We start from the raw sequence: 14493 nt of genomic DNA on the forward strand, positions 1-14493 counted from the left end.
TGTCCCCTGGTCAGCGCTTCATGTTCGGGCCGTCGTACGTGCCGCCGTTCGCGTTCCGGGCCAGGAACATCGACAGGGCGGTGATCACGTCGGAGCCGTAGGCCGGCTCGGGAAAGCGCTGCTGGCGCAGGCAGTCGTACAGGCGGTGCTGCATCGTGCGGACCTCGCCCTGCGACACGCGGTACGCCGGCCACGTCGTGTACGCGGCCTGGGCGCCCTTGTCGGTCATCAGGTTCGGCAGGTCCTGCAGGCGGATGCGCTGGCCGTCCGCGGCGTGGCACGTGGCGCACGCGAAGTCGTAGGCGCCGCCCCGGTAGAAGAACATCTTCTGGCCCAGCGCGTAGACCCGCTTTTCCTCGGGATGCCGCAACTGGACGTTCATCTTCACGCCGCGCGATTCGCCGGTCAGGAAGGCGGCCAGCCGCTCGATGTCCGACGGCTTGCCCTGCGACGAGAACGGGTTCTTCGTCGCCTCTTCCTGCGTCAGGCCCTGCAGCGTCACGCGGCACCAGGCCAGCCGCTGCTCCAGGTCCATCACCTTGTTCGCGTCCTTGAAGTAGCGCGGCAGCTCGGCGTAGGCGCCCTTGGTCACGCCCGGGCCCTTGCCCAGGTCGCACTGTTCCAGCGACGCGTTCTTCGGCCCGGCCGGCTTCTTCCACAGTTCCTCGCCGGCGGCTTCCCACAGCTCGGCGGGATTGCCCTCGGCCAGCATCTGCCGATACTTGGCGATTTCCTCGGCGGTCTTGTCCTGGGCCAGCGCGGGGCCGGCCAGCGTTGCCGCCGCGGCGGCGGCCAGCGCGCCCAGCGCCACCAGCGCGGGGGCCACGGCGCGGCGCAGGCGGATGTTGCGCACGGTAACCATTGGGGGATTCTCCTCGCCATCGCGCCGCATGGTCGGCGGGCGGACGGCCTTCTTGTGCGGGTCCGGCGGCTCGTTGCCGGACGGCTTGTCAGGGCTGGGCCGGCCGGCCCGGCCCGTCACGGCTTGATATACGCGTAGCCTTCGTCGAACTGCAGCCGGGCGATTTCCACCACGCCGGCCTGCACGACCTTGGCATCCATCAGCAGGCTCTGCTCGGAAATCCGGCGCGCGGTCAGCGTGTTGCGGCAGGCCCGGAATTCCACGCCCGACGAACTGAGCGCCGCCACGGGGGCCTCGAACGTGTTGCCGCGCGCATCCTTGGCGCCTTCCACCAGGAAGTCCACGCCGTACCCGAACGCCACCACCACGATCTTGGTGTCGGGCGCGCCGTTCAGGTGGTTGCGCACGTTGGCCATCGCGCGCACGGCCTGGTCGATGCCGTCGGATAGCTGGTAGACCACCTTGACGCGGCCCTTGCCCGGCGCCGCCGCCGGGGCCTGCTGGGCCGCCGCCCTGGCGGACAGCCCGATGGCGGCCAGGGCCGCCGTCGCGCGGATGAATGCTCGGCGCATGCTGGTTCTCCTTCGCCCGGTTCAGGCCGTCAGGCGATGGTCGCTTCGTCGGTCCGCTTGTCGCCGCGGTTGTCGACCCAGGTCACGGCGACCTTGTCGCCCTTGGCGCCGCCCTTGAACTTGAAGTTCAGGAACGGGTCCTTGGACACCGCCGGGCCAAACTGGGCGTGGAACACTTCCTTGCCCTTGTACGACGCCACCACGGTCTGGATATGCCAGGCCGGGATGGTCTTGCCGGCCGCATCCTTGCGCTGGCCGGTCTCCATGTCGTGCTTCATCAGAATCTTGACGTCGACGACGCCGCCGTTTTCCGTGGCGCGAACGCGCATCGGGTCTGCCATGTGCTTCTCCTGTCAGCAGGTATGGGGAAATCCGGTCTCGGGGTACGTGCGCGGCATCAGCCGCCGCAGCCGCCCAGCGTGACCTTGATTTCCTTCGATGCCACGTACCACTTGCCGCCGGCCTTGACCGCGGCGTGCACCACGGACGTCTGGCCCATCTTCACGCGCGTGGACACGAACGGCTCGGTGCCGGCGGGAATGGTGAAGTCCGCCGCCAGCGTGTTCGGGTTCTTTTCCACCAGGATGGCGATCTGCTCGGTGTCGGGCAGGTTGCTGGTCACCGCCACGGGCACCACGGCGCCGTTCTCGGCGATGTCGGGCGCGTTGAACACGATGGCCGTGCTCTTTTCGGTGCCGCTGCCGCCCAGGGCCTTGATCACGTCGGCCACGCTCTTGCCATCGAAGGCGGTCTTGTTCCATTCCGCGGCCTGGGCCTCGCTGATCAGGCCGGTGGCGGCCATCAGCGACAGCACGGCGGTCATCCGCAGTACATCTCGTCGTTTTGCGTTCATCTTGCTGTGTTTCCCGTACTACCCGGTTTCCTGTCGACCCCTGCGGCGCCGGTGCGTCGCCGGCCCATGTCGTGGTGTGGATGGGCGCCCGCGCCGGCCGCCGGCATTGCCGGCCGGCCCGCGCGGGGTATCCGGATTACTTGGCCGGTGCGCCGGCCAGCACCCACTCGACCACGGTCTTGATGTCGGCGTCGCTGACGGCGGCGTTGGCCGGCATCGGCACCGGGCCCCAGACGCCCGAGCCGCCGTTCTTCACCTTGGCCGACAGCTTGGCCAGGGCGTCCTTGTCACCCTTGTACTTGGCGGCCACCTCCTTGTACGACGGGCCCACCAGCTTCTTGTCCGCCTGGTGGCAGCCCATGCAGGCGTTCTTGTTGGCGATGGCCTGGGCCTTGGCGGCGTCGACGGCGGCATGCGCGGACGCGGCGGCGGCCAGCAGCGCGGCGGCGATGACAAACTGCTTCATGTGTTGTGCTCCAAACTGTATGAGAGCCGTGGGGACGGCAAATGGCCGCGCTCGGAATGGCTTCCGCGGCGCGGCGCGCGCTGGCCGCCGTTGGGGCGGGCTTCTCAGGAGTGCCTCTGCGGTGATCGGTAAGGGCTCCCGGGCGGTTGCGGCCAGTCCGCTATTTTGCCTGAAGTCAACGTCCGCAAACGGATGCGACAGTGATAACCATATGCACAAAAGCGATGGGAAATGTCGCCCCGCTACGGGTTAACCCTTGGGACAGGCCAACACGGCTCCACGGTGGCCGCTATCGGCGTGCCAGCGCCCTGCCCGCCCCCAGCCGGTTGCCGAACACGTTGACCAGCAGCCCGGCCATCACGACCACGGCGCCGGCCCATTGCGCGGGCGCCAGGTCCTCGCCCAGCAGCAGGTGGGCCGATACCAGCCCCACCACGGGCACCAGCAGCGTCAGCGGCGCCACCTTGCTGGCCGCGTAGCGCGTGAGCAGCCGGCCCCACATCGTGTAGCCGAACAGCGTGGCGGCGAACGCGAGGTAGCACACCGCGAACACGCCCCGGCCCGACACCTCGGTCAGCGCGTGGGCAATGCGGGCCGGCCCCTCGAACCAGAGCGACAGCAGCGCGAACGGCACGATCGGGACCAGCGCGCCCCAGACCACCAGCCCCAGCAGGTCTACCGGGCCGATCTTCTTGCTGACGATATTGCCCGTGGCCCAGCACAGCGCCGCGCACAGCGTGAGCAGGAAGCCCGCCACCGTCATGCCGCCCGGGCCATGGGCCGCCGCGCTGCCGATCAGCGCCAGCCCGCCGGCCGCGATCACCATGCCGGCCAGGTTGTGCCAGCGCACCGGCTCGCCCAGCCACAGCGCGGCAATGGCCACCGTGAAGAACACCTGCGACTGCAGCACCAGCGACGCCAGCCCGGCCGGCATGCCCACGGCCATCGCGTAGAACAGAAAAGCGAACTGCCCCAGGCTGATCGACGCCCCGTACGCCACCAGCATGCGCAGCGGAATGCGCGGGCGCGGAATGAAGAAGATGGCGGGAAACACCACCAGGGCAAAGCGCAGCGTACCCAGCAGCATCGGCGGCACGCCGGCCAGCCCCACCTTGATGACGACGAAATTGACACCCCAGACCACGATGATGGCGAGGGCGAGCAGACGGTCTTTGGCTTGCATGATCGAGAAGAAAGTGCCGCGTCCCGGGGGCGGGACGTCCGGCACGGCCAGCGTACCAGCCGCTGCGGTCGGCCGATTGCACGATCCTGCGGTTCTGTTGCCGGTCGCCGCCCCCGGTCGCCGCCTAGGCGAGCATGTCGGCCCAGATGCTGCGCGCCCAGGCCCAGCCGTACTGACCCTCCAGCGCGCTCGGCGCCGTGGACAGGCCGCCCGAGCCCGGCACCGTCACCATCGTCCGCTGGGCGGGGTCGTAGCGGTGGACGCTGGCGATGTGGATCGCCTCGGTCGCCGACGTGAAGCTGTAGCAGGTATTGGTATAGAGCGGCACCGGGTCCGGCGCCTGCCCCGCCAGCAACTGGAGGATGGCCGCCGCGGCCACCTTGCCGTGCTGGTTGGCCATCGTGCCGGACTTGGGCATCAGCGGCGCAATCTGCACCGCGTCGCCCAGCACGTGGATGTCGGGCGCCACCTTCGACGCCATCGTCAGGAAGTCGACCTCGCACCACCGGCCGTTGGCGGTGGCCAGCCCGGCCCCCACCGCGATGGCGCCGGCCCGCTGCGGCGGCAGCAGGTTGGCCACGTCCACTTTCTCGTCGTCCTGCACGTCGAAGCGCAGCGTGCCCGTGGCCGGGTCCACGCCCACCGTCTCGTGCTGCGGCCGGTACTCGATCATGCCGGCGTAGCGCGTCTGCCAGACCTGGCGGAACAGCGCACCCTTCGACGTGATGTCGGGATTGGCATCGAACACCAGCACCTTGCTGCGCGGCTTGTGCTGCTTCAGGTAGTCGGCCACCAGGCAGGCGCGCTCGTACGGCCCGGGCGGGCAGCGGTACGGCGCCAGCGGAATGGTGATGGCGAAGGTGCCGCCGTCGCGCATGGCGGCCAGTTGGCGGCGCAGGATATCGGTCTGCGGGCCGGCCTTCCAGGCATGGACCACCCGGTCGCCAGCGCCGGCCAGCCCGTCGATGGCGCTGGACTGCATCTCCACGCCGGGCGAGAGAACCAGCCGGTCGTACGGCAGCGTGCCGCCACCGGTCAGCCGCACCTGGCGCCGCGACGTGTCGATGGTGGCCGCCGTGTCCCGCACGTGCTGCACGCCGTGGCGCCGCACCAGCGCGTCGTAGGGCAGCGTGAGATCGGCCATCTGCCGGAAGCCGGCCACAACCAGGTTCGACAGCGGACACGAGACGAACGCGGCATCGGGCTCCACCAGCGTCACGTCCACCGTGCCCCGGCTCCAGATGCGCAGGTAGCGCGCCGCCGTGGCGCCGCCGTAGCCGCCGCCGATGACCACCACCTTCGCGCGGGCGGCCGCGCGCGCCTGCCGCACGGACAACGCGCCCGGCGCCGTGGCGGCCAGCGCGGCCTTCAGTACCGTCCGGCGGTCCATCGGCTTACTTCTGGTCCGCGAACCACGCGGCCATCGCGATGATCTCGGTGTCGCTGTAGCCCTTGGCGATCTGCGGCATCACCGTGCCGGGCCGCTTGCCGTTCTTGAAGTTCAGCATCAGTTCGATCAGCTCCGCCTGGGACCGCCCGGCCAGCCCGGGCACGGGACTGTCCGCCGGCGCCCGGCCGTCGGGGCCGTGGCAGACCGCGCACGATGCGGCCTGGTTGCGCGCCTGGTCGGTCCGGGCGCGCTGGACCTCCACCGTCATCTTGCCGGTATCGGCCGGGCCGGCGGTCATCGGTGCCGAGGCCGGGGCCGCAGCCGCGGCCGGTTGCGCCAGCAGCGGCGCGGCGCACATCGCCGCCGCGAGGCCGGCCATCCAACGCAGGGAGAACGGGTATCGCAGCGGCGCGGTCATGGCAGTTTCCTTAAGGGAGATTGCGGCCCGGCGGCAGCGCCACCGGGGACGATACCGGCGCGGTCACGGGGCTCGTGGTGGCGCCCGACGTGCCTATCGACGCCGGCGCATCGGAGGTGACCGGCGCGTTCGGCTGGCTGCCCGGCACGCTCTGCACCGGCGCCGGGGTGCCCACGGCCTCGCTGCCGGCGTTACCGTTCTGCGAGCTCGACGCCTGGTCCAGGCGGGCACGCTCGGCCTCGCTCACGTAGTCGAACACCTTGACCACCTTCTGCACGCCGCTGGCGTTGCGCGCCACGTCGGTGGCCTTGTCGCCTTCGGGCGAGGTCACCACGCCCATCAGGTAGACCACGCCCTTTTCGGTCGTGACCTTGATCGAATTGGCCGGCACGCCCTCGGCCGTCACCAGCAGCGTCTTGACCTTGCTGGTCAGGTACGTGTCGTTGCTGCGCGTCATGAAGCCCGGCGACGCCGTGACCTCCAGCTCGTTGACCACCTCGCGGGCGTTCGACAGGCCGCGCACGTACTGTTCGATCTGCTGCTTGATCTGGGCGTTGGCCGCCTCGCCGGTCAGCAGCACCTTGCGGTTGTACACGGTGGTGTTGACGCGCGCCTGGCTGTCGCCATAGCGCTGGCTCAGCGTGCTGTCGATTTCCACCTGCAGGCCGCGGTCGATCGCCTGGGTGCCCGTGGGCCGGCGGTCCGTCGCCAGCACCACGCCGGTTCCTACCGCGCCGGCCAGCACGGGAAAGCAGCCGGCCAGCTGCGTGGCGGACACCAGCAGCGCGGCCACGGTGACGGCGGTACGGGCCATGCGGGCGGGAGAGGTCTTCTTGGAATGGGTCACGTTCGTCATGCGTAGAGGGTGTCTGGATGAATGCCGAGATTGCCTGAAAAAACCGTGCTGCGCGAGGCGCCAATGCCGCCGCGCCTGTGGATAAGCCTGTGGAAGACGCGGCCATTCCTGTGCACAGGCTGTGGGTAGCCCTGTGGATAGCCGGGGATAACTGCCGCGCGGCGCGTCATGCCTCGCCCAGCAGCGCCTCGTCGATCCCGTCGCACAGGCAGTGCAGTGTCAGCAGATGCACTTCCTGGATGCGTGCGGTGCGATCGCTCGGCGCGCAGAGGTGGATGTCGAATTCGTCGAGCACCGTGGCAATGCGCCCGCCGCCCTTGCCGGTCAGCGCCACCACGCCCATGTCGCGCTGGTGGGCCGCGTGCACCGCCGCCACGACGTTGGCCGAGTCGCCCGACGTCGACAGCGCCAGCAGGATGTCGCCGGGCTGGCCCAGCGCTTCCACCTGCTTGGAAAACACCACGGAGAAGTCGTAGTCGTTGCCGATGGCGGTCAGGATCGAGCTGTCGGTGGTCAGGGCGATGGCGGCCAGCCCCGGCCGCTCGCGCTCGAAGCGCCCGATCAGCTCGGCGGCAAAGTGCTGGGCGTCGGCCGCGGACCCGCCGTTGCCGCACACCAGGATCTTGTTGCCGCTGGTCAGCGCGGCCACCATCCGCTCGACGGCCGCGTCGATATGCGGCGCCATCAGCGTGGCGGCCAGCCGCTTGGTTTCGGCACTGTCCAGGAAATGCTGTTCGATACTGTCAATACTCATGGTCTGGAGACATCCGCGGAAATCCCGCGCATTATGACGCAGCGTCTGCGCCGCCGTTCCCGTCGGCCGACGTGAGATCGAACGCGCCGGGCAGCCAGTCGATCCGGCCCGGCTCGATGGCCACCACGTCCACCCGGCACGGCGGCACGCTCGGCAGCGTGGCCAGGTAGTGCGCGGCGGCGTGCAGCACCCGCCGCTGCTTGGCCGGCGTGATGCTCTGCGCCGCGCCGCCAAACCCCCGGCCGCGCCGCTGCCGTACCTCCACGAACACCAGCGTCCCGTCCGCGGCGCGCATGATCAGGTCGATTTCGCCGCCTTTGCAGCGATAATTGCGCACGACCTGCGCCAGCCCCTGGCGGCGCAGATAGGCCAGCGCGCGGTCCTCGGCCAGCGCGCCGGCCTGCGTCGCGGTACGCGCCACGCCCGGCGTGGTGGATTGGAATGAGCGATTCAACGGAAGTTCTCAAGCATGAGTGACTGGACCCAACTGGCCGCCGGCCAGACCTATCCCGCCGGTACGCTGTACGTGGTGGCCACGCCGATCGGGAATGTCGCGGACCTGTCGCTGCGCGCGCTGCACGTGCTGGGCCTGGCCGACGCCATCGCCTGCGAGGACACCCGCAACACCGGCCAACTGCTGTCGCGCGTGGGGCTGCAGCGGCCGCTGGTGGCCGTGCACGAGCACAACGAGCGCGAAGCCGCCGTGCGCATCGTCGAACGGCTGGGCGCGGGCGAGCGCATCGCCTACGTCTCCGATGCCGGCACGCCGGGTATTTCCGATCCCGGCGCCCGGCTGGTGGAGGCGGTGCGCGCGGCCGGCCTGAAGGTCGTGCCGCTGCCGGGGCCCAGCGCGGCGGTCACGGCGCTGTCGGTGGCCGGCGACATGGTGGAGGCCGGCGACGGCCGCTTCACGTTCGTCGGCTTCCTGCCCGGCAAGGCCAAGGCGCGCCAGGACGCCATCGCGCAACTGGCCGCGCTGGACCATGCCTGGATCCTCTACGAGGCGCCGCACCGCATCGCCGACACGCTGGCCGCGCTGGCCCAGGCCCTGCCCGCCACGCGCCGCCTGCTGATCGGCCGCGAGCTGACCAAGCTGTTCGAGGAAACGCCGGTGGTGACCGTTGCCGATGCACCCGCGTGGCTGGCGGCCGAGGCGGCGCGCGGCAAGGGCGAGTTCGTGCTGGTGGTGGAAGGCGCGGGCCGTGCCGAGGACGCCGATGCCGACACGCCCGACCCGGAGGCGGCGCGCGTGCTGAAGCTGCTGCTGGCCGAGCTGCCGGCCAAGCGTGCCGCCAAGCTGGCGGCGGCCATCACCGGGGCCCGCACCGACGCGCTGTACCAGTTGGCGCTCGCGCAGCGCGGCGAAGCGGGTGCGGACGGCAGCGAGCAGGAAGCCTGAATCGCTGCCTGAAACGCTGCCTGAAACGCCAAACGGCACGCCCTTGCGGGTCGTGCCGTTTGAGATATTTCTTACTGGAAGGAGAAGCGGGAGGCGGCAGGTCGGGAGCGGGAGCATCCGGTGCCAGCCGTGGCGCATCGCCTTACTTCTTCTTGTGCCGGACGGTGCGGGCCTTGGCCTTCGCCTTGGTCGCCACCAGCGTGCTGGCCGTGTCGGGCACCTCGTCGGCGCCGCTGCCGTCGCCGGCTTCCATGCCGCCCGCCTCGACGTTCGGGCCCAGCGCCGCCACTTCGGTCCGCGACAGCCGGCGGATTTCCACCTGCGTGGCGCCGTGATCGACGAAGTTCAGCCGCTTGGCGGCGGCGTAGGACAGGTCCAGGATCCGGTTGCCGTGGTACGGGCCGCGGTCGTTGATGCGCACCACGGCCACCTTGTTGTTGCGCAGGTTGCGCACCAGCACCCAGCTATCGAGCGGCAGCGACGGGTGGGCCGCCGTCATCGCGCGCATGTCGAAGCGCTCGCCGTTGGCGGTTTTTCGGCCGTGGAAGCCCTTGCCATACCACGACGCCATGCCGCGCTGCTCGAACGTGCCCATGTCGGCGCGCAGGCCGTCGATCGACGGCTGGGACGGCGCGTTGTCGTCCTGCAGCCCGAACAGGTTCCAGTTGCCGCGATCCTCGGACTTGGCGCCGGCGGCCGTGGCCGGCCGCGCCGGCCGGGTCTTGGCGGACTTCGTGGCGATGGCGCCCGGGGCATCCGCGGCGGTGTCGGTCTCGCTGCCCGGTGGCGTCGCGCACGCGGCCATCACCAGCGCCGACACGATGATGGCGCATTGACGAAGGAAGCGGTTGGAGCCGGGCGCTGCCTCGCGCACGGACCCCGGACGAAATAGGGGCAGACTGAGCATCGGCGCAGTCTAACACCGGTCGTTTCAAGCTAGTGCCTTGATTTTGTTACGAAATCTGTAAGATTGGCGCCCAATTTCCCGCAATCCGCCGTCTGACAAGGGATTGCGCCGATTGCCCCGGCGCGGCGCTCGGGTGATCCATATTCGACTTTCAGACGATTCTCACTCGCGATTCAAACGCCGAACCAAGGATTCCGGACACCGCCGCGCCTGCCGTCGGCGGCTACAATATTCCACCCCGCCGGCGCGCCATCCGCCCTGCCGGCCGGCCCTTCAAGCGCTCTGTCGATCACAAAAATGAAAGTCCTCCTGATCCCCGTCACGCCGTTCCAGCAGAACTGTTCGCTGCTGATCGACGAAGCCACGCAGCGCGCGGCGGTCTGCGACCCCGGCGGCGACCTGAACCGCATCACGGCGGCGATCCAGGAGCACGGCGTCACGCTGGAGAAGATCTTCCTGACGCACGGCCACGTCGATCACTGCGCCGGCGCCGCCGCGCTGGCGCGCCAGTTTGGCGTGCCGATCGAGGGCCCCCACGAGGACGAGCGCTTCTGGATCGAGCAACTGCCCGAGCAGACGCGCCGCTTCGGATTCGGGCACGCCGAGGTCTTCGAGCCCGACCGCTGGCTGCAGAACGGCGACACGGTCACGTTCGGCAACGAGACCCTTGAGGTCTATCACTGTCCCGGCCATACGCCGGGCCACGTGGTGTTCTTCTCGCGCGCCAACCAGTTGGCCATCGTCGGCGACGTGCTGTTCGCCGGCTCGATCGGCCGCACCGACTTTCCGCGCGGCAACCATGCCGACCTGGTCCGGTCGATCCGCACACGGCTCTGGCCGCTGGGCGACGACGTGACGTTCGTGCCCGGCCACGGTCCCGTCTCGACGTTCGGCGACGAGCGGCGCAGCAACCCGTTCGTGGCCGACCACGTGATCGACGCCGCCTGACGGCCCGCCGCATGGCCAGGAAGCAGCCGCCCGACACCCGGCCCGAGATCTACGTCAGTACCGACGTCGAGGCGGACGGCCCGATCCCCGGGCCCCATTCGATGCTGTCGTTCGCGTCGGTGGCGATGCTGGCGGACAAGACCGTCGTCGGCACGTTCGCCGCCAACCTGGAGACGCTACCCGGCGCGGCCGGCCATCCGGTGCAGATGCAGTGGTGGAAGACGCAGCCCGACGCCTGGGCGGCCTGCCGCCGCGACCTGGAACGGCCCGAGGACGTGCTGCCGCGCTACGTCGACTGGGTGGAAAAGCTGCCCGGCAAGCCGGTGTTCATCGCCTTCCCGGCCGGCTTCGATTTCACGTGGATGTTCTGGTACATGATGCGGTTCGCCGGCCGTTCGCCGTTCGGCTGGGCCGCGCTGGACATCAAGACGCTGGGCTTCGCGCTGACCGGCCGGCCCTACCGCAAGTCGGTCAAGGCCGCGTTTCCCGCCCACTGGCACGACCCGTTGCCACATACCCACGTGGCGCTGGACGATGCCCGCGAGCAAGGCGCGCTGTTCTGCAACATGCTCGCCGAACTGCGGGCGCGGGAAGCCCGGCTGGCGGCCGCCGACCCCGGCAGCCCGGCCGACCCCGCGCCGCCGTCGACGTCCTGACACAGCCGGCGGCGCGGCATCGGTGCGCTGGCCCACGGGCGCCGGCGCGACACGCCGGGCCACATTTTCGCGGCGTCTTCTATATTGGAAGGTGGGAATGGCCATCTGACGGCCATGTGAGCGCGGCCCCGGCCTCCGGGCGCGGTGGCATGCGGAAGGAGGCAAGACCATGCGATTCCATCCAGACCTGCATCTCAGGGACCTGTCCGGCAAGCTGCACTGGCCACACCGCTCTCCGGCGCGCACCAACGTCGTCTCGCATTTCCATTCCTCGTCGGAAGACGCCGAGGTCGCCAAGGCGCTGATCTACGTCAGCGCGGTTACCGCCATCGTGCTGCTGGTGGTGCTGGCAGGCATCAGTTTCGGTCAGGAAGCCATGCACTGGCTCGGTGTCGAATAACACGACGACCGCGCCTGAAGCAGATTGCCCACTGACCGGCCGGCCTCCCTCGGGGAGGCCGGTTCTGTTTTGTGCGCCGCAACAGGGCGCCCGTCCGGCTCAGTCCAGCAGCGGCGCGACGTTTTCCGGCGGGCGGCCGATTACGGCGCGGCGGTCGCGCACCACCACGGGCCGCTGCAGCAGGATCGGGTTGTCGGCCACGGCCGCCAGCAGCTCGGCGTCGGTCAGGCCCGAATCGGCGAGGTCCAGCTCCTTGTAGACCGCCTCGCCGTCGCGGATCATCTCGCGCACCGGCACGCCCAGCATGGTATGAAGCTGCCGCAGCGTGGACAGCGTCGGCGGCGTCTTCAGGTACTCGATCACCTCCACCGGCTCGCCCAGGCGCTGCGCCGCCGTCTCCACCAGCGCGAGCGTCTCGCGCGACTTCGAGCAACGGGGGTTGTGGTAGATCGTGATCATGAAGGTTCTCCTTCCGGCTTTTGGGGCCGATCCGGTGCGGTGGACGGGCATGCGCGGGGCGCGATGACTGGCACTATACAACCGGCCCCGCCCGATGCACCATGCTGGCGCGCACCATTGGGGCGCCACGGGCATGCATCGTGCGTGGGCTGCATCACAGCGGCCCGCCGTGGCCGTTCCGCCCGATAACCGAGACCATTCCGTGATGCCCGCCGCCTCCCCGCGCCCGCCGTTCCGGCTGCGCGATGCCACCCCCGACGACGTTCCCGCCATCCACGCCATCTACGCCCACCATGTCCGGCACGGCCGCGCCTCGTTCGAGGAAGTCGAGCCCAGCGTCGACGACATGCGCCTGCGTTTTGCCGAAGTGCGCCGCAAGGGCCTGCCCTACATCGTGGCCGAGCGCGACGGCGCGGTGCTGGGCTACGCCTACGCATCAAGCTACCGCGCCCGCAGCGCCTACCGCTTCGCCATCGAGGATTCGATCTACATCGACCATCGCCATACCGGCGAGGGCCTGGGCCGCGCGCTGCTGGCCGAGCTGATCGCGCGCTGCGAAACCGGCCCGTGGCGCCAGATGGTGGCCGTGGTGGCGCTGACGTCGGCCGGCGAGGGCGCCGGCTCGGTGGCCGTGCACGAGCGGCTGGGGTTTCGCACCGTCGGCCGGCTGGAATCGGTGGGCCTCAAGCACGGCCAGTGGATCGACACCGTGCTGATGCAGCGCCCGCTGGGCGCCGGCGACGCCTCGGTGCCCGACCCCGACGCGCTACGCCAGTAGCGCCGGCACCACGGTCGCGCACCAGCCCTGGAGCTTGTCGAACGCGCGCGCCACGTGCTCGGGGCCGCGCGCGGTGCTTTCCAGCCGCACCACGTCCACCCGCCTGAGCCCGATGGTTTCCATCACGTAGGTCAGGTACGGCGTGAAGAAGTCGCGCTGGCTGATGGCGTCGTCCGAGAACCGGCCGCCGCACGCCACCACGGCCAGCACCGGCCGGTCGCGCAGCATCCCCTGCTTGCCCTGCGGCGTGCCGGCGAACGTGCGCTCGGGCCGGACGACGAGGTCGATCCACGTCTTCAGCGTGGCCGGCACCGTGTAGTTGTGCATCGGCGACGTGATCAGCACCACGTCGGCCGCCTCCAGTTCGGCGATCAGCGTCTCGGACAGCGCCAGCGCGGCTCGGTCCACGTCCGCATGGCCGGCCGCCACGGCCAGGTTGGCGTGCGTGAAGGCCGCGTCGATCGGCGGCAGCGGGCTGGCGGCGAGGTCGCGCTCGATCACGGTCAGCGTGCCGTGGTGCGCGGCCAGTTGTTCGCGGACCAGCTGGCCCGCGCGGCGGCTGGTGGAGGTGTCGCCACGCGGGCTGACGTTCAGGTGAAGCAGGGTTGCCATGGGTCGTTCCGGCCGGGCCGGGATTCAGTCGATCGGAAAATAGAAGCGCAGCGCCCGCGCCAGCAGGCCGTTGCGGTAGTAGAAGCGGTGGCCCAGCACGTTGGTCAGTGGGGTGTCCAGCACGAGCTGGGTGCAGCCGGCCGCCGCCGTTTCGGCCTTGAGCCAGTCCATCAGCCGGCGGCCGTACCCGCCGCTGCGCGCGTGGGCGTCGGTGACCAGGTCATCGACATACAGGTGCTGGCCGACGATCAGGTTGTCGGCCAGCCGGTAGCCGGCCAGCGCCACCAGCGCGCCGTCGTCCCACAGGCCGGCCAGGTGGTAGCCGTCGCCGGTCTGGCGGCGCCAGCGCGTGACCAGTTCGGCGGCGTCCGTCAGGTGCGGGCGTAGCTGGTGCATCAGCGGGAAGGCGGCGGCAACTTCCTCGGCCGTTTCCAGCCGGCGGATTGCGATGCGGTCGCTCATTGCTGGCCTCCGCGCGGTGCCTCGGCCGGCGGCGGCGGGAAATGCAGGCCGACGGCGATACGGTTCCAGGCGTTGATGGTGGCCACGGCGGCGGCCAGGTTGACCAGTTCCTTCTCGTCGAACACGGCGCGCGCGCGGGCCAGGGCGGCGTCGCGGGGGCCGGGGGTGCCGGCATCGGCCAGCCGCGTCAGCGCCTCGGCCCAGTCCAGCGCGGCGCGCTCGCGCTCGGTGTAGAGGCCGGCGTCGCGCCAGCCGGCCAGCAGGTCGAACTTGCGTGGATCGATATCGAGCTTGCGCGCGATGTTCAGGTGGAATTGCAGGCAGAACGCGCAGCCGTTGATTTGCGAGACGCGCAGCTTGACCAGTTCGACCAGCGCCTTGTCCAGGCCCGAGGCCGTCACCGCCTTGCTGACGCCACCCAGCGACGCGTACACGTCCGGGGCGAGCTGCGTGAAATTCTGAAAGTCCATCGGGGGCTCCTGGAGTAAGATGTCAGAGCTCGAAGATTAATGTAAGAA

General features: G+C 70.0%; 21 protein-coding genes. 5 read left to right on the forward strand and 16 right to left on the reverse strand.

The annotated features are described in order from the left end of the window. Nucleotides 1-10 precede the first annotated feature (10 nt). The 11 genes from soxA to EPAKOI_RS15750 form a co-directional block, all read right to left on the reverse strand. Nucleotides 11-862: a sulfur oxidation c-type cytochrome SoxA gene (soxA, locus tag EPAKOI_RS15700; RefSeq protein WP_124682972.1), complete on the reverse strand. Its 852-nt coding sequence runs from the start codon at nt 860-862 to the stop codon at nt 11-13. Between the two features lie 116 nt (nt 863-978). Further along, complete coding sequence (locus EPAKOI_RS15705; protein ID WP_423192578.1) at nt 979-1434, reverse strand: DsrE family protein; 456 nt, start codon at nt 1432-1434, stop codon at nt 979-981. Between the two features lie 29 nt (nt 1435-1463). Beyond that, complete coding sequence (gene soxZ, locus EPAKOI_RS15710) at nt 1464-1775, reverse strand: thiosulfate oxidation carrier complex protein SoxZ (protein WP_124682970.1); 312 nt, start codon at nt 1773-1775, stop codon at nt 1464-1466. 56 nt (nt 1776-1831) lie between these two features. Beyond that, nucleotides 1832-2287 (reverse strand): thiosulfate oxidation carrier protein SoxY, encoded by a 456-nt coding sequence (gene soxY, locus EPAKOI_RS15715; RefSeq protein ID WP_124682969.1) that lies wholly within the window; start codon nt 2285-2287, stop codon nt 1832-1834. Between the two features lie 136 nt (nt 2288-2423). Continuing rightward, nucleotides 2424-2753 (reverse strand): c-type cytochrome, encoded by a 330-nt coding sequence (locus tag EPAKOI_RS15720; protein ID WP_124682968.1) that lies wholly within the window; start codon nt 2751-2753, stop codon nt 2424-2426. Between the two features lie 289 nt (nt 2754-3042). Beyond that, a complete protein-coding gene (locus tag EPAKOI_RS15725; RefSeq protein WP_124682967.1) occupies nt 3043-3936 on the reverse strand; it encodes an EamA family transporter in 894 nt (297 codons plus the stop codon). A gap of 124 nt (nt 3937-4060) precedes the next feature. Continuing rightward, nucleotides 4061-5326: an NAD(P)/FAD-dependent oxidoreductase gene (locus tag EPAKOI_RS15730; RefSeq protein ID WP_423192579.1), complete on the reverse strand. Its 1266-nt coding sequence runs from the start codon at nt 5324-5326 to the stop codon at nt 4061-4063. Nucleotides 5327-5330: 4 nt separating this feature from the next. After that, entirely contained in the window at nt 5331-5744 is a 414-nt protein-coding gene (locus EPAKOI_RS15735) for a c-type cytochrome (RefSeq protein WP_423192580.1), read from the reverse strand. Between the two features lie 10 nt (nt 5745-5754). Next, nucleotides 5755-6600 (reverse strand): BON domain-containing protein, encoded by an 846-nt coding sequence (locus tag EPAKOI_RS15740; protein ID WP_423192581.1) that lies wholly within the window; start codon nt 6598-6600, stop codon nt 5755-5757. Nucleotides 6601-6766: 166 nt separating this feature from the next. Continuing rightward, on the reverse strand, nt 6767-7354 hold the full coding sequence (locus EPAKOI_RS15745; RefSeq protein ID WP_124682963.1) for a phosphoheptose isomerase: 588 nt from the start codon (nt 7352-7354) through the stop codon (nt 6767-6769). Between the two features lie 31 nt (nt 7355-7385). After that, a complete protein-coding gene (locus EPAKOI_RS15750) occupies nt 7386-7808 on the reverse strand; it encodes a YraN family protein (protein ID WP_124682962.1) in 423 nt (140 codons plus the stop codon). Between the two features lie 15 nt (nt 7809-7823). Between EPAKOI_RS15750 and rsmI the strand changes: the two genes are divergently transcribed. Further along, nucleotides 7824-8753, forward strand: a complete 930-nt coding sequence (gene rsmI / locus EPAKOI_RS15755; RefSeq protein ID WP_313837168.1) for a 16S rRNA (cytidine(1402)-2'-O)-methyltransferase — start codon at nt 7824-7826, stop codon at nt 8751-8753. A gap of 142 nt (nt 8754-8895) precedes the next feature. Here the strand turns inward: rsmI and EPAKOI_RS15760 are convergent, their stop codons facing one another. Further along, nucleotides 8896-9660: a septal ring lytic transglycosylase RlpA family protein gene (locus EPAKOI_RS15760; RefSeq protein WP_423192582.1), complete on the reverse strand. Its 765-nt coding sequence runs from the start codon at nt 9658-9660 to the stop codon at nt 8896-8898. Nucleotides 9661-9957: 297 nt separating this feature from the next. Between EPAKOI_RS15760 and EPAKOI_RS15765 the strand changes: the two genes are divergently transcribed. The 3 genes from EPAKOI_RS15765 (at nt 9958) to EPAKOI_RS15775 (ending at nt 11664) form a co-directional block, all read left to right on the forward strand. Then, nucleotides 9958-10608, forward strand: coding sequence for an MBL fold metallo-hydrolase (locus tag EPAKOI_RS15765; RefSeq protein WP_124682960.1), 651 nt, complete (start codon nt 9958-9960; stop codon nt 10606-10608). An 11-nt stretch (nt 10609-10619) separates the two neighbouring features. Beyond that, the gene (locus tag EPAKOI_RS15770; protein WP_423192583.1) at nt 10620-11264 is read left to right on the forward strand and encodes an exonuclease; all 645 of its coding nucleotides are present in this window, start codon (nt 10620-10622) and stop codon (nt 11262-11264) included. Nucleotides 11265-11433: 169 nt separating this feature from the next. Next, the gene (locus EPAKOI_RS15775) at nt 11434-11664 is read left to right on the forward strand and encodes a hypothetical protein (RefSeq protein ID WP_124682958.1); all 231 of its coding nucleotides are present in this window, start codon (nt 11434-11436) and stop codon (nt 11662-11664) included. A gap of 99 nt (nt 11665-11763) precedes the next feature. On the opposite strand, the gene arsC is transcribed toward EPAKOI_RS15775, so the two are convergent. After that, on the reverse strand, nt 11764-12123 hold the full coding sequence (gene arsC / locus EPAKOI_RS15780; RefSeq protein ID WP_124682957.1) for an arsenate reductase (glutaredoxin): 360 nt from the start codon (nt 12121-12123) through the stop codon (nt 11764-11766). A 205-nt stretch (nt 12124-12328) separates the two neighbouring features. On the opposite strand from arsC, the gene EPAKOI_RS15785 reads away from it, so the two are divergent. Continuing rightward, complete coding sequence (locus EPAKOI_RS15785; RefSeq protein ID WP_423192584.1) at nt 12329-12901, forward strand: GNAT family N-acetyltransferase; 573 nt, start codon at nt 12329-12331, stop codon at nt 12899-12901. Here EPAKOI_RS15785 and EPAKOI_RS15790 read toward each other — a convergent pair. The 3 genes from EPAKOI_RS15790 to EPAKOI_RS15800 are packed head-to-tail and all read right to left on the reverse strand — an operon-like array spanning nt 12890 to nt 14445. After that, complete coding sequence (locus EPAKOI_RS15790) at nt 12890-13513, reverse strand: FMN-dependent NADH-azoreductase (RefSeq protein ID WP_313837177.1); 624 nt, start codon at nt 13511-13513, stop codon at nt 12890-12892. The genes EPAKOI_RS15785 and EPAKOI_RS15790 overlap by 12 nt on opposite strands. Before the next feature lie 24 nt (nt 13514-13537). Then, on the reverse strand, nt 13538-13975 hold the full coding sequence (locus EPAKOI_RS15795; protein WP_423192585.1) for a GNAT family N-acetyltransferase: 438 nt from the start codon (nt 13973-13975) through the stop codon (nt 13538-13540). Next, nucleotides 13972-14445 carry a carboxymuconolactone decarboxylase family protein gene (locus EPAKOI_RS15800; protein WP_124682953.1) on the reverse strand — a complete coding sequence of 158 codons (474 nt, stop codon included), beginning with the start codon at nt 14443-14445 and terminating at the stop codon, nt 13972-13974. The genes EPAKOI_RS15795 and EPAKOI_RS15800 overlap by 4 nt, the downstream gene beginning before the upstream one ends. Between the last annotated feature and the right edge of the window lie 48 nt (nt 14446-14493).

The sequence above is a fragment of the Cupriavidus sp. H18C2 genome, from assembly GCF_049393795.1.
GTDB lineage: Bacteria > Pseudomonadota > Gammaproteobacteria > Burkholderiales > Burkholderiaceae > Cupriavidus > Cupriavidus pauculus_C.

What these genes read in the sequence shown, in the direction of transcription:
- soxA (WP_124682972.1), bottom strand. Translation starts at nt 862, where the DNA reads ATGGTTACCGTGCGCAACATCCGCCTGCGCCGCGCCGTGGCCCCCGCG.
- EPAKOI_RS15705 (WP_423192578.1), bottom strand. Translation starts at nt 1,434, where the DNA reads ATGCGCCGAGCATTCATCCGCGCGACGGCGGCCCTGGCCGCCATCGGG.
- soxZ (WP_124682970.1), bottom strand. Translation starts at nt 1,775, where the DNA reads ATGGCAGACCCGATGCGCGTTCGCGCCACGGAAAACGGCGGCGTCGTC.
- soxY (WP_124682969.1), bottom strand. Translation starts at nt 2,287, where the DNA reads ATGAACGCAAAACGACGAGATGTACTGCGGATGACCGCCGTGCTGTCG.
- EPAKOI_RS15720 (WP_124682968.1), bottom strand. Translation starts at nt 2,753, where the DNA reads ATGAAGCAGTTTGTCATCGCCGCCGCGCTGCTGGCCGCCGCCGCGTCC.
- EPAKOI_RS15725 (WP_124682967.1), bottom strand. Translation starts at nt 3,936, where the DNA reads ATGCAAGCCAAAGACCGTCTGCTCGCCCTCGCCATCATCGTGGTCTGG.
- EPAKOI_RS15730 (WP_423192579.1), bottom strand. Translation starts at nt 5,326, where the DNA reads ATGGACCGCCGGACGGTACTGAAGGCCGCGCTGGCCGCCACGGCGCCG.
- EPAKOI_RS15735 (WP_423192580.1), bottom strand. Translation starts at nt 5,744, where the DNA reads ATGACCGCGCCGCTGCGATACCCGTTCTCCCTGCGTTGGATGGCCGGC.
- EPAKOI_RS15740 (WP_423192581.1), bottom strand. Translation starts at nt 6,600, where the DNA reads ATGACGAACGTGACCCATTCCAAGAAGACCTCTCCCGCCCGCATGGCC.
- EPAKOI_RS15745 (WP_124682963.1), bottom strand. Translation starts at nt 7,354, where the DNA reads ATGAGTATTGACAGTATCGAACAGCATTTCCTGGACAGTGCCGAAACC.
- rsmI (WP_313837168.1), top strand. Translation starts at nt 7,824, where the DNA reads ATGAGTGACTGGACCCAACTGGCCGCCGGCCAGACCTATCCCGCCGGT.
- EPAKOI_RS15760 (WP_423192582.1), bottom strand. Translation starts at nt 9,660, where the DNA reads ATGCTCAGTCTGCCCCTATTTCGTCCGGGGTCCGTGCGCGAGGCAGCG.
- EPAKOI_RS15765 (WP_124682960.1), top strand. Translation starts at nt 9,958, where the DNA reads ATGAAAGTCCTCCTGATCCCCGTCACGCCGTTCCAGCAGAACTGTTCG.
- EPAKOI_RS15770 (WP_423192583.1), top strand. Translation starts at nt 10,620, where the DNA reads ATGGCCAGGAAGCAGCCGCCCGACACCCGGCCCGAGATCTACGTCAGT.
- EPAKOI_RS15775 (WP_124682958.1), top strand. Translation starts at nt 11,434, where the DNA reads ATGCGATTCCATCCAGACCTGCATCTCAGGGACCTGTCCGGCAAGCTG.
- arsC (WP_124682957.1), bottom strand. Translation starts at nt 12,123, where the DNA reads ATGATCACGATCTACCACAACCCCCGTTGCTCGAAGTCGCGCGAGACG.
- EPAKOI_RS15785 (WP_423192584.1), top strand. Translation starts at nt 12,329, where the DNA reads ATGCCCGCCGCCTCCCCGCGCCCGCCGTTCCGGCTGCGCGATGCCACC.
- EPAKOI_RS15790 (WP_313837177.1), bottom strand. Translation starts at nt 13,513, where the DNA reads ATGGCAACCCTGCTTCACCTGAACGTCAGCCCGCGTGGCGACACCTCC.
- EPAKOI_RS15795 (WP_423192585.1), bottom strand. Translation starts at nt 13,975, where the DNA reads ATGAGCGACCGCATCGCAATCCGCCGGCTGGAAACGGCCGAGGAAGTT.
- EPAKOI_RS15800 (WP_124682953.1), bottom strand. Translation starts at nt 14,445, where the DNA reads ATGGACTTTCAGAATTTCACGCAGCTCGCCCCGGACGTGTACGCGTCG.